Raw genomic sequence first — 13,053 nt, forward strand, 5'->3', positions numbered from 1 at the left:
TTCAGCATCGCCTGTCGGATTGCAAGGGCTAAAGCGACGATTTTCTCCTTTTCACTTCCGTTTGGACAAAACTCGGTCAATTCAGCGCATTAGGTTCAAACTAGACAAGGGGTTGATTCCTTGCAATCACGAGAGGCTTGCTTACTTGAGTACATATCTTCATCTGCGAGGTGCAATGCTTGTTCAAGACTAACACTGCGCTCACGCTTAGCAGAAACACCAACTGAAATCGTTACTTGGCTTAAATCACCAAATAGCTCCTCTTTTACCTCCAGGCAGTTGAGCTCTTCTATTGCCCTCGCTAACTGCATCTCCGTCGGATAGCCGAGCAAAATAAACTCGTCACCACCAATACGATAGCTCCTGCCCGTCCATACACGATGTATTTTTAGCGACAGCAACTGCAGTACCTTATCCCCGGCTCTGTGTCCGTAAGTATCATTGATTTGCTTAAATTTATTGATATCAAGGTACAAAATAGCAAGATCTTTCGGTACGCCTTGGCGGTATTTCACCTGTAAAGAGCGGCGATTTCTAAGCCCAGTTAAATTGTCGGTGTTCGACTGACGGTACAAATACAGACTGACACCCAGAGCGAACACCAGTACAAAAATAAACACCGCTTGCGTTTGGGTGGCTAAGCGAACTTCGTACTCCAATGCCGTGCGCCAGTCTGGCCTCAAGTCGTATTGGGCAACAATCTTTTCCAGATCCAACATAGAAATCGCACGACTAAAATACGGAGCGAGAATTTTGCCACGTTCATTATTCGTTAAACCAACAGACAATTCAGACTGGTAGAACTCACCAATCGCATCATCTTGTTCAATAGGAATCAATTCACTAAGACGCAGGAAGTGATTGAGCATCGCGGTGTCCATTGCAATGTAGTCAATCTCTCTGGCAAGTAGCGCATCCAACATCGCCTGCTGTGAATCAAAACGATTGAGTTCCTTTAATGGCAACATTTGCGTCAGCATCTGATCAAAGAAATCATCCTTCACGACACCAATGCGCTCTGATATCAATTGCGACACATGAGAATACACATTTGGCTTGTATCCAAGGCGTTTTACCATCACAGAGGTTGGTTGATAATGGTACTCAGGGAAGTAACTGAACGCACGTCGCTCACGGCTGATGGTCAGCGGCGCAAGCATATCGAACTCCCCTTCAATGAACTGGTTATACATCGATTCCCAGCTCTCGTTTGGTTTGCTGATCACCACGCAATTCAGAGCCAAGATTTCACAACTCTTAAGCACCACATCGGCGGTCATCCCCTCTACGCTTCCATCCGAGCGATAAACCACATAAGGGAAAATAGATTCAAATTTAATCGTAAACGGTTTTTCGAGATCGATAGGCAACTGCTTAATTGATTCACGTAACGCGGTTTGTCTCAGTTTGAATTGGTACAAGGCTACCTTCTCTCGCAGCAATTTCTGAACGTCTTCGCTATGAATAAAGTCAGCGAACTGTGCAAGAACTTCAAGGTGTGCGCCTTTCTGACTCACAATAGAAACGGGTTTGATTGAGATATGGTCGTTCAGCAGTGTCGCATCAAACCCTTCTAATAGCATAGGCTTGAGCTGGTTGATGGCATCCACTACGCCATCAACCTTACGAGAGCGAAGCAATGACACCGCTTCCTCATGCCCTTGATATGGTACTAGGAGCAACTCTGGATAGTTTTGCTGGATCAGCGCTTCGTAGATGGTGCCTTTAGGCACACCAACAACATTCGCTTCACTCAGCGTCATGCCGCTCAAACCATAAAGATAGGTGTATTCAATATTGGTTGGGCGTGAATAACTGAACTTCTGAGCGCGTTCTTGAGTGAAAGTGATATTCGCAGCGAAATCACTATCACCGCGGGCAACAGAATCTAAAATCCCATCAAAGCTCGAATAATTAACATATTCAATTGACACATCAAATTTTTCCGCCACCGCATCAAACAGGACACGTGTAACGACATCATCCGCTTCTGTCGCTACCTTATAATGGGAGACATGCTCTGGTTCTGCTTTGAGACTCAGGCTCAATAGAAAGCAAGCAAAAACCAACAGCCTTTGAACTACTTTAACCATGACTAACGTTTCTAAAAGACCCAATATACTTGGGATTAAGATTGAATTTTTATTATTAAATACACAATAAATATGAAAGGCCGAACATATAACATCCGGCCTATTATTTCATAAACAAATCAATAGTCTGCCGCACGGGTCACTATTTAATCAGTGCAGCTGCAACTATTTTATAATTCCGCTTGCTCATCACTACTACGTAAGATGTAGTCCGTCATCCAAGCGGTACCAAGTAAGCATATCCAAACCACGAATACAGGGTTTGGCACATCAATATTTGGGCTGACAACCAAGGCCGCAAAGCCGACCGTCGGTAATGTCCAGCAAAGTAGTTTCCCCCAGCGCATTGAATTTTTAATCTTCGTCAGCGCTTCCATCGACGCCAAAATACCAGTGATGCTCAGTGCAACCAGAACTGCATAAGGCAGATCAGCCAGCCACAACGGCAAGAGTAACAGTAATGACCACCAGCTATGCTTCTCTGAAGGTTTCCAATGATTTGCCGCCCACCACATGACGATCACCGAAAGGGTTTGCACCATCGTGAGCCAAGCAGAGCCATCTAACTTGCCTGCTTGCTGCGTAACCATAATGCCCACTTGCAAAGTCAGCACTATCAAGCCTGCCGTAAGTAAAACACCCAACGAACTGCGGCGAGAGAAAACCACCATGAGTAAAGGGAAAAGGATCAGGACGCCCACCGATAACGCAATCGGCTGCATTGATAAGGTCACGCCATAAACAGTCATGGCGCCGAGCAGAATCAGACCTGCAAGGCCACCTTGCGGTAATATCCACAATGCGGGAATCATTAAGGCGAGAACCGGAATCTCTCCTTCGCTCAAACTGATGGCACGAGCGCACACCACGGCAAGAAGAGTCGTAACAAGAAATTGAAGTGTCGAAAAAATCATAGCGCCTCCTGGCTTCCCCAACCAACTTGGTAACTCAACGGCATGTCAAACTGGGCATTAAAAATCGTTGAGCGGGTCTATATGTAAACTAAGCGAGAGCTTGTTTTTGTCTTTCTAACTTACTCGAATGATCAATTGCGGCTCAAAAAAGAAACAACAAAAACGGCGGAGAGAGATGAGCAGCAAATGATGTTAAGGAGCAAGAACTGATAGCGAAGTACAAGTCTTGTGTATTACCATTCCTTGGTAAACAACAGTGGACACCTTCAGTATGGACCAATTTTTAATGCAAATCTTTGCTGTAATTCACCAAATTCCTAACGGGCGAGTTTCGACTTACGGTGAGATCGCAAAAATGGCAGGCTATCCGGGCTACGCAAGACACGTCGGTAAAGCGCTTGGAAATTTACCGGAAGGCAGCAAACTGCCATGGTTTCGCGTCATCAACAGTCAGGGCAAGATTTCGTTAAAAGGCCGAGACCTTGAAAGACAAAAGCAAAAGCTTGAAGCGGAAGGCATTGAAGTGTCTGAAATCGGAAAAGTGTCGCTCAGAAAATACAAATGGCAGCCTTAGGCTGCCATTTTCAAATCCATTGGGTTAACAGTTAACTATTAACGTGTACCAACCAGACGAATATTTGCTTCATGCGTTTGCTCAGCATCAGTAATCACTGGGATGTTTGTATCATTTATGAAACGTAGCTTGCCATCCACTTCGATACGAGCACGCAGGCTGTAACGGTGATTTGGTTGAATATCGTTGCTGTTGTAGCTTAGCTCAAATGCTAGAGGTACTTGTTTACCCTCTGTTTCGAACGTTTGTTTCGCAAGCACTTTTGCCGGCGCATCCGCTAAAGAAACATCTTCTAGCGCGACGGTCACAACTGCGTGTGGAGGCAGTGCGATACGCTCACGGTAAGCCACTGTACCTGTAATAGTCTTCATAGACGCCTCAGTTGATTCCATTTCTGTTGTTTGAGAAGTTTGGCAACCCACTAGTGCAGCACCGAATAGTAAAGAAGTAACAAGTAGTAGTGTTTTTTTCATAGTTTCCTCAACGGGTGTATCAATTCGCGCTAATTATAGAGGGAGATTATAAAACTGTCTGCTGTACGACGATGTATTTGACAATAGTTTGACTAAGTTAGAAATTACCAAACAGTTGATTTTGTTTCATAATTGAAGCAACGATAAAAATAAGGTGAGGACACATCATGAGTAAACCATTAAGAGAGCTACTCAGCCTACTACAACTCGAAAAACTAGAAGAAGGCTTGTTCCGCGGACAAAGCGAGAACCTAGGTTTACCTCAAGTTTATGGTGGTCAGGTTATTGGACAAGCGCTATCTGCAGCGCGTTACACCGTAGAAGATGCGCGCACCGTACACTCCTTCCATAGTTATTTTTTGTACCCTGGTGATCCAGAGAAACCAATCATCTATGACGTTGAGAACCTACGCGATGGCCGCAGCTTCAGCACTCGTCGAGTCAAAGCGATCCAAAATGGTCGTCCGATTTTCTACCTAACGGCGTCTTATCATGGTGATGCACCTGGGTTTGATCACCAAAACACCATGCCTGATATTCCTGGGCCAGAGCATTTCCCTTCGGAAACCGAGCTTGCAAGCCATATTGCCGAGTTCCTTCCCGAGCGCCTACGCAAAACATTCTGTGGCGAAAAGCCGATCGAAACTCGCCCGGTTAACATCGTCAATCCACTCAATCCAAAGAAAACCGAACCAAAGCAATACCTTTGGATTCGCGCTAACGGAGAGATGCCAGAGAACCAACTGATTCACCAATACCTGCTGGCCTACGCATCCGATTGGGGATTTTTGACCACCGCACTTCATCCACACGAAGTGTCTTTAATGACACCAAACTTCCAAGTCGCCACCATTGACCACTCTATCTGGTTCCATAGACCATTTAAGATGGATGAATGGTTACTGTACGCAATTGAAAGCCCGACAGCGAGCAATACGCGAGGTTTGGTTCGTGGTGAGATCTACAACCAGCAAGGCCACCTTGTTGCGACCGCAGTTCAGGAAGGTGTGATGCGCTTTACCAAATAACGCATCGTATTGAACTTAAGAGGAGTACCAGCGTACTCCTTTTTTGTTGGGTTGGCTCAAACCCCGTACAATGGCAGTTCGGTGGTGTATTTGATCGGCTCCATCGCAAAAGTAGAGGTCACATTGGATAAGCCTTTTACGCTGTTGACCAGTCGCTTATAGAACTCATCAAAACGCTTCATGTCTTTTACCACAACCTTCATCATGTAGTCGTACTCCCCCGCCATGCGATAAAACTCCATCACTTCAGGGAAATCACTGACCGTCGTCACGAAATGGTGATACCAATCTTCTGAGTGGTCGCTGGTTTTGAGCTGCACAAATGCAATAAACGATAAATCCAGCTTCTCAGCACTTAACAACGCCACTCGCTTCTCGATATAGCCTTCATCTTCGAGCTTTTTTAAACGCTTCCAGCAAGGTGTGGTGGTGAGATTGACTCGCTCGGCCAAGTCATTTAATGACAAGGTTCCGTCGTTTTGTAGTAAAGAAAGTAACTGTTTGTCGATTTTGTCTAAGCTCATTCCTAGCTATTTCCTGATTTAGAGAAAACTTTTCTACCAAAGGTGAATAACAAAACAATAATAGCAAAGTTTTTCTCTGTAGTTATAGGTAGATTATCTCTAAAGACAAAAACAACTACCCTACAAATTTTCGAGGAGTCACGTTATGTGTACTGACCACAACTGGATCAACAATGCTGTACGCAAAATCGAAGCAGATTTTCAACGTTCAGCAGACACTCACCTATTCAAATTAGACCTACCATCTCTCGAAGGCATCGACATCTATCTAAAAGATGAAAGCACACACCCAACAGGCTCTTTGAAGCACCGTTTGGCGCGTTCGCTATTCCTTTACGCGATTTGTAATGGTTGGGTTGGTCCAGAAACCACAGTGATCGAAGCATCATCAGGCAGTACTGCCGTTTCTGAAGCGTACTTCGCGCGCCTACTTGGTTTGCCATTTATCGCGGTTATGCCAAAAACCACAGCGCGTAAGAAAATTGAACAAATCGAATTCTACGGCGGTAAAGCACACCTTGTTGACCGCTCAGACCAAATTTATGACGAGTCTCGTCGCCTAGCGAAAGAGCTAAACGGTCACTACATGGACCAATTTACTTACGCTGAGCGTGCAACTGACTGGCGTGGTAACAACAACATCGCGAACTCAATCTTTAGCCAAATGGAGCTAGAAGATCACCCAATCCCAAGCTGGGTGGTAATGAGCCCAGGCACTGGTGGTACATCAGCAACGATTGGCCGTTTCATCCGTTACCAAAAATACGACACAAAACTGTGTGTGGTTGATCCTGATAACTCTGTGTTCTATGACTACTTCCAGTCTGGCAACGCAGACATCAAGGGCGAAAACGGCAGCAAGATCGAAGGTATCGGTCGCCCACGTGTAGAACCTAGCTTTATCGCTGGCGTTGTAGACGAAATGCGCAAAATCCCTGACGCGGCAAGTGTGGCAACAGCACATTGGTTATCTGGCTTGATTGGTCGTAAAGTTGGCGCATCGACAGGTACCAACCTATACGGCGTACTTCAGCTTGCATGTGAAATGAAGCAACGCGGTGAGACAGGTTCTATCGTGACGCTACTGTGTGACTCAGGAGAACGTTACCTTGATACTTACTACAACACTGAGTGGGTAAAAGAAAACATCGGTGACATTCAACCTTACCTAGCACAGCTTGAAACCGTTCAAGCAAAAGGTTGCGTTGAACCAGCATGTTGTAGCCCAATCACTGAATAAAATCAGACGTCACATACAAAAACAGCCCGCTCATTCAGCGGGCTGTTTTTTATTATGTTTGATCTACTCTAAGAAGCGCTACTTCTTCTGGCGTGCTTCAAATGCTGCCAGTTGTTCTGGTGTCGCTTTTGGTTGGTGGTTTTGTTTCCACTCATCATAGGTCATGCCGTAAACTCGTTCACGAGCGTCATCGATGTCGATATCCACGCCAAGGTCTTCCGCTTCTGCCTTGTACCATTTACTGAAACAGTTACGACAGAAGCCAGCAAGGATCATAAGGTCGATGTTTTGCACGTCTTTGTTTGCATCCAAATGCGCCAATAGACGGCGAAATGTCGCTGCGTCCAGTTTGTCTTGCTCTTCTTGGGTTAGATTTTTGTATTTGAATTCAGCCACTTTACTTTCCTTTTATTTGTCTCGCAGTTCATCACATCGAAGTGAGTAAGTTTGATGGGTCTGAAATTTGCGCCATTACTACAAATTTTTCTCTAAAGCCCCCGCACTCACCCAAAAGACTGATATGATAACTGCCAGTTATCTTATTGATTAAATTAATACTAATTCTAAAAACGGTCTTTCACAAAGGTTATCGCCAAGTTATGAAAAACGCCATCCTATTATTATCTGCATTGACCATGAGTCTGCCAACTTTCGCCGCTCAAGAGCAAACCCATCAATCCTACCTATACCTAGGTACAGGTAATGTCGGCTTTGATACGCCGGATTTTGGTTCTGATCGCGACAGTGGTTGGTCAACACCTCACATTACGGTTGGCTGGGGTTATCATGTAAACCAATACCTCGCATTTGAAGGGGTACTGCGCTATTCACAAAATGAACTTAAGAATGATGCTCTAAAAACCGACTTAGACCTTCACTACTACCAAGCTGGTATGTCCGCTGTGGTCACGAGTGATAACTTGGGCGATACGCCACTTTCACTGTTTGGTCGCGTAACAGCGCTTGGCACTCAAGCTGAAATGTACGTACCAAACGAACAAAAAGTAGCAGATGATACTGGCGCGCTGTTCAACATCGGTGCAGGTATCCACTGGGATATGAGTAAAGATATCTGGCTACGTGCTGAATACATTTACAACGTTGCAGACATGGGTTTTGATGACTTCTACGACAGTTATGAAGGTGTACAAGTAAGTTTGGGTAAACGCTTCTAACCAAACCTTCTAAACTGGATCTACTACTTAGAATTGAAGACAAAAAAGCCGAGGTAAACACCTCGGCTTTCTTAAATCTGTTTATTAGGGAGCAATGCTAGCCATTATTGTTCTGAAAACTTGCCGGCAGTCTCTTGCTTAACATGGCTACTTTGCTGGCCAGCATCAAGAGAGGTCAGAACGCTTTGTTGGCGATCTTGAATCGCGTCCGTTAACTTCGGTAATGCTGTTGTTGCCAGTAGTGCCATAGCACCTGCAACCAAAACCATTTCAACCATGTAGCTACCACGGAATTTTTTCAAGGGAACACCTCATTAGCAACGTCAGCCAAAGCATCAATCCTCGGATACCTTGCCTGCTAAGACACGTCATTCGGTCAAACACGATGAGCGAGTCCGATGCCCCTCGAAGAAGTGGCGAAATAATAACCAATAATTATTGTTGGATCCATAAGTAGCCAGGTGAAAAATACTAAAAAAGCCGAACAAAAATCGTTCGGCTTTTCATTTCAACATCTTACTGAGGTAACTTATGGATGCGCAATGCGCCCTTTCGTATCGTGACTCAGCGCTTTATTAAGCTCAGCTTCGACATGGCCAGGTGAACGCGTCTTCGCAGAGATCAAACGGTACATCGCAGGGATAACGAACAGGGTAACTAACGTCGCAAAGCCCATACCGAAGAAGATAACGGTACCAACAGCCACACGGCTTTCATAACCCGCACCAGTCGACATAATCAGTGGAATCGCACCAGCCAAAGTAGTAAATGCTGTCATCATGATCGGGCGTAGACGACGTGCTGCCGCATCCGTGATCGCTTTTTCAAACTCAATGCCGCGGTCACGCAACTGGTTAGCAAACTCAACGATCAAAATGCCGTTCTTGGTTACCATACCGATCAGCATGATCATGCCGATCTGACTGTAGATGTTCATCCCTTGGCCCATCACCACCAAACCGAGGAAGCCACCAAATACACCCATCGGGACAGTGAACATTACCACCAGCGGGTTAACGAAGCTTTCGAACTGCGCTGCCAGTACTAAATACGCCACTAACAGTGCTAATGCGAATACGACCGCTACGCTAGCTTGATTCTCTTTGAAGTCTTTTGATTCACCAGAATAACTCACTGAAATATCACCCGGGAGGTTATCAATCGCTTCTTGATCAAGGAAGTCCAATGCCTCACCCAAAGTGTAGCCTTCCGACAAGTTCGCAGTAATAGTGATCGACTTCTGCTTGTTGTAGTGAGACAAACGAATCGATGCCGCCACTTCTTCAATCTTGGTTACCGTGTCCAATGTCACCAGCTCACCGCTCGTGGTTCGCAAGTATATCTGGCTTAAATCTGCCGCGTTATTGAAGCTGTTTTCATCACCGCGTAGGTAAACATCATACTCTTCACCGCGGTCGACATAAGTAGTTTCACTCTTACCACCAAGCATGATTTCTAGCGTTTCAGAGATGTCTTGAACACTCACACCAAGTTCTGCGGCACGACGCTTATCAACCGAGACTAATAGTTCTGGTGTTTTCTCAGAATAATCAATCTCCGCACCTTCCATCATTGGTGATTCTTCAGCCTTGTTCTTAAGCATTTCCGCCCAGACTAAAAGCTCATCGTAATCCGAGCCGCCGAGCACGAACTGAACAGGTTCACTCGAGCCACCGCGGAAACCCGGCATGAATGGGAAAACACGAACATCAGGAATGCCAGCCAATGACTTACGTACTTGGTTCAGCGCTTCTTGTGCAGTGACGTCACGTTCGTTCCAATCTTCAAGGATCATGATAACGAAACCCGTTTGGTCACCCGCCTGGCCACCGAACGCTGGCGTTTGGATGCTGAATGATTTCAGGAAACCCTGGCCTAAAAGCGGCATCAAACGATCTTCTACGATGTCCATGTTTGCCGACATACGGTTGTATGACGTTGCATCCGCACCACGTACGAAGGCAAAGATAACACCACGGTCTTCTTGTGGGGTTAACTGTGCCGGTACTTGATTCATCAAGCCGTAGCTGCCGCCCATACACGCAACGATAACCAAAGGTGCCGCCCAACGAACTTTTAACGCACCGCGCAGCGCTTTGCGGTAACCCGCTTCCAACTTAGCAAACAATTTATCAACCGCTTGGTTAAATCGATTAGGTTTCACGTTCGCTTTGAGGATCTGACTTCCTAGAACAGGTGTAAGTGTCAAGGCAATCAGTGACGAGAAGATCACCGACATAGCCAGCAATACAGAGAACTCAGTAAACAGCAAACCGACCATGCCATCCATAAAGGAAATCGGCAGGAATACCATCACAAGAACCAACGTGGTTGCGATAACCGCAAAGCCTACTTCTCGCGTACCTTTATAAGCCGCCAGTAATGGTGATTCACCACGCTCAATATGGTGGAAGATGTTCTCTACTACTACGATGGCATCGTCCACAACCAGACCGATAGACAAGATCAGCGCCATCAAAGTAATCAGGTTGATAGAGAAGCCAAAGTAGTAAGCCGCAATGAACGAGGAAATCAGTGAAACGGGTACCGTCACCGCCGGAATCAGAGTCGCACGCGCCTGACCGATGAAGATGTACAGAACCAGAATTACCAGACCACCGGTAATAAAGAGGGTGCTGTAAACCTCGTCAATCGAACGTTCGATAAAAACGGTAGCATCGTAGTCAATCGCAAGACGAGTCCCGCCCGGCAGGAACTTCTGAATCTTATCGACTTCAGAGCGTACCGACTGCGCCACTTCTAGCGGGTTTGCATCAGACTGAGGCACCACACCTAAGCTGATGTTAACCACACCATCACTCTTAAAGGTCGAGTTTTCGTTTTCTGCACCAATGAACACATCCGCTACGTCTTTTAAATAAATAGGCGTGTTATCACTTGCGCGTTTCACCACGAGATATTGGAAATCTTCTGGCGTGTTGTAAGTACGTGCGGTTCGCACCGACATTACAGTTGAGTCATTACGAACTTCACCACCTGGGCTTTCTAAGTTTTCACTTCGAAGTGCAGAGGTAATGTCAGATGCCGTGACCGAGCGCCCCGCCATCAAATCTGGCTTGAGCTTCACGTACATCACTTTATACAAACCACCAGACAGATCGATGGAGCTAACACCCGAGATCAGACTAAAGCGATCCATCAGGACACGCTCGGCGTAATCAGTCAGCTGAGTGCGGTCCATCTCAGACGAGCTAAGGTTAATATAGAGGGAAGCTTCACCCGAACCGTTGTTCTTGAATACTACAGGGTCGTCGGCTTCATCCGGTAATGAACGTTGAGCTCGAGCAACCGCATCACGCACATCACTGACACCGGTATTGAGGTCATAGCCCAATTCAAAGGTGATAGTAATACGCGACATGCTGTTTCGCGTGGTGGAACTGATTTCATCGATACCGCTGATACCCGAAAGTTGATCTTCCAGTACCGACGTAATTTGACTTTCAATAATGGTTGCAGAAGCGCCTTCGTAACGAGTACTGATCGATACAACCGGGCTTTCGATGTCTGGCATTTCACGTACTGCAAGCTTGGTAAACGACACAAAACCGAATACACACAGCAGCATGCTCAATACCAACGCCGCAACGGGGCGCTTAACGGAAACGTCAGAAAGTAACATTAGTTCGCTTCCTTAGCCGCTTCGTCTTGCGAGCCTTTCACACTCTTCTCACCATTTGCGTCGGCCGTTTTCGCTTTACCAGGTGCGACGATCTCTTTGACTTCAACACCATCGCGCATGTTCACAATGCCTTGCACAACGATCTTGTCACCGATCTCTACACCAGATTCAATCACAACTTCGTTGTCGACACGTGCTCCAAGGAACACTTCTTGACGCTTCGCCTTATTGTTTTCATCAATCACGTAAACAAAGCGTTTAGTGCCTGAGTATTCCAAGGCTTGAACTGGGATAATTGGCGCTTCAATAGTAGGGAATACGAGGGCCGCTTGCATCAACATGCCCGGCTTCAGGTGATTTTCAGGGTTGTCGAATTCAATACGGATGCGAAGGTTCAAAGTTTCCGCACTGATACGAGTATCGATACCCGTTACTTTACCGACAAAGTCCAAACCACTCCACGCACTAGTGGTAGCATGTACATCCATTCCTACCGATAGCATAGAGAGATAGCGCTCCGGAACTTGGAGATCCAATTCCATCACCGATAGGTCATCCAGAGTGAGTAGCTCTGAGCCTGCGCTGACCATTTTTCCTCGGCTAAAATCGATAAAACCAACGGTACCGGCAAAAGGTGCACTGATATTTAGATCCGATAAATTGGCTTTCGCTGCGTCAAGACGTGCGTCGGCAATCTCTACGCTCGCTTTTTGTGCATCAATTTCAGTTTGAGTGATGGCATTACGTTTAACCAAGCGCTGAAACTCTTTTAACTTACGTTGTTCATCTTTCAGGTACGCTTTTGCTTCTATTAAAGCTGCTTGTGCTTTATCGTCGTTTAACAGAATAAGAAGCTGGTCTTGTTGCACGTTTTGGTTGGCTTTTACGGCGATCTCTTTCACCTTGCCTGAAACCTCAGAAGCAACAACCACCGACTCTGCAGCTTCAAGCTTGCCGATCAGTGATAAAGACTGGTTGATTTGATGCGTCTCTACTTGCTCAGTTACCACGGTAACTGTCGATGGACCACGTTTTGCTGCAAAAGCGGCTGGTGATGCCATTAAAATAGAAAGCGTTAAAATGGATAAAGTGGCTCTCATACTCATAATTTTGGCTACTAATTAGATAAACTTATGTCATTAAACTGAATACAGTTTATCAGTTGATACGACGCCTAACGTCAAGTAGTGTAAATTCAAGTAAAAAGTCAGTTTCTCTTTTGTATAAACGACATACAAAACGCTGACTTTCTGCCATCTTTGCCCAAAAAGGCAGCATTCAACGTAAAAACGTAAGAAAAACGCTTTACAGCCGGAGCGAGTTTGCTATGATGCGCTCCGCACTTGAGAGATGTGTTGGGAAAACAAATCTTAAGTATAAAAATACCCT

At 45.8% G+C, this 13,053-nt stretch carries 12 protein-coding genes; 4 read left to right on the plus strand and 8 right to left on the minus strand.

Annotated elements, in window-relative coordinates; translation table 11 throughout:
• Positions 1-95: 95 nt before the first annotated feature.
• Together KIO97_RS25395 and KIO97_RS25400 are read right to left on the minus strand one after the other, a co-directional pair.
• The gene (locus tag KIO97_RS25395; protein WP_050906006.1) at positions 96-2,093 is read right to left on the minus strand and encodes a GGDEF domain-containing protein; all 1,998 of its coding nucleotides are present in this window, start codon (positions 2,091-2,093) and stop codon (positions 96-98) included.
• A gap of 170 nt (positions 2,094-2,263) precedes the next feature.
• Entirely contained in the window at positions 2,264-3,007 is a 744-nt protein-coding gene (locus tag KIO97_RS25400) for a hypothetical protein (RefSeq protein ID WP_045373240.1), read from the minus strand.
• Between the two features lie 271 nt (positions 3,008-3,278).
• Between KIO97_RS25400 and KIO97_RS25405 the strand changes: the two genes are divergently transcribed.
• The gene (locus KIO97_RS25405; protein WP_005529865.1) at positions 3,279-3,581 is read left to right on the plus strand and encodes a DNA base-flipping protein; all 303 of its coding nucleotides are present in this window, start codon (positions 3,279-3,281) and stop codon (positions 3,579-3,581) included.
• Between the two features lie 38 nt (positions 3,582-3,619).
• Here the strand turns inward: KIO97_RS25405 and KIO97_RS25410 are convergent, their stop codons facing one another.
• Complete coding sequence (locus KIO97_RS25410; RefSeq protein ID WP_285384290.1) at positions 3,620-4,054, minus strand: YbaY family lipoprotein; 435 nt, start codon at positions 4,052-4,054, stop codon at positions 3,620-3,622.
• Between the two features lie 167 nt (positions 4,055-4,221).
• On the opposite strand from KIO97_RS25410, the gene tesB reads away from it, so the two are divergent.
• Positions 4,222-5,082, plus strand: a complete 861-nt coding sequence (tesB, locus tag KIO97_RS25415; protein ID WP_038891543.1) for an acyl-CoA thioesterase II — start codon at positions 4,222-4,224, stop codon at positions 5,080-5,082.
• A gap of 56 nt (positions 5,083-5,138) precedes the next feature.
• Here tesB and KIO97_RS25420 read toward each other — a convergent pair whose 3' ends face one another.
• Positions 5,139-5,606: an Lrp/AsnC family transcriptional regulator gene (locus tag KIO97_RS25420; RefSeq protein ID WP_005431675.1), complete on the minus strand. Its 468-nt coding sequence runs from the start codon at positions 5,604-5,606 to the stop codon at positions 5,139-5,141.
• Between the two features lie 145 nt (positions 5,607-5,751).
• Between KIO97_RS25420 and KIO97_RS25425 the strand changes: the two genes are divergently transcribed.
• Positions 5,752-6,846, plus strand: coding sequence for a PLP-dependent cysteine synthase family protein (locus KIO97_RS25425; RefSeq protein WP_005431662.1), 1,095 nt, complete (start codon positions 5,752-5,754; stop codon positions 6,844-6,846).
• 78 nt (positions 6,847-6,924) lie between these two features.
• Here the strand turns inward: KIO97_RS25425 and KIO97_RS25430 are convergent, their stop codons facing one another.
• A complete protein-coding gene (locus KIO97_RS25430; RefSeq protein ID WP_005431642.1) occupies positions 6,925-7,242 on the minus strand; it encodes a DUF1244 domain-containing protein in 318 nt (105 codons plus the stop codon).
• A gap of 203 nt (positions 7,243-7,445) precedes the next feature.
• On the opposite strand from KIO97_RS25430, the gene KIO97_RS25435 reads away from it, so the two are divergent.
• Positions 7,446-8,021: a porin family protein gene (locus KIO97_RS25435; protein WP_005431656.1), complete on the plus strand. Its 576-nt coding sequence runs from the start codon at positions 7,446-7,448 to the stop codon at positions 8,019-8,021.
• A 104-nt stretch (positions 8,022-8,125) separates the two neighbouring features.
• Here KIO97_RS25435 and KIO97_RS25440 read toward each other — a convergent pair whose 3' ends face one another.
• The 3 genes from KIO97_RS25440 to KIO97_RS25450 all read right to left on the minus strand — a co-directional run bounded on the left by KIO97_RS25440 (position 8,126) and on the right by KIO97_RS25450 (position 12,770).
• Entirely contained in the window at positions 8,126-8,323 is a 198-nt protein-coding gene (locus tag KIO97_RS25440; RefSeq protein ID WP_045373245.1) for a hypothetical protein, read from the minus strand.
• 227 nt (positions 8,324-8,550) lie between these two features.
• On the minus strand, positions 8,551-11,664 hold the full coding sequence (gene vmeF, locus KIO97_RS25445) for a multidrug efflux RND transporter permease subunit VmeF (protein ID WP_285384291.1): 3,114 nt from the start codon (positions 11,662-11,664) through the stop codon (positions 8,551-8,553).
• Entirely contained in the window at positions 11,664-12,770 is a 1,107-nt protein-coding gene (locus KIO97_RS25450; protein WP_285384292.1) for an efflux RND transporter periplasmic adaptor subunit, read from the minus strand. Before KIO97_RS25450 ends, vmeF begins: the two co-directional genes overlap by 1 nt.
• Between the last annotated feature and the right edge of the window lie 283 nt (positions 12,771-13,053).

Source organism: Vibrio sp. B181a (genome assembly GCF_030248375.1).
Classification (GTDB): Bacteria; Pseudomonadota; Gammaproteobacteria; order Enterobacterales; family Vibrionaceae; genus Vibrio; species Vibrio campbellii.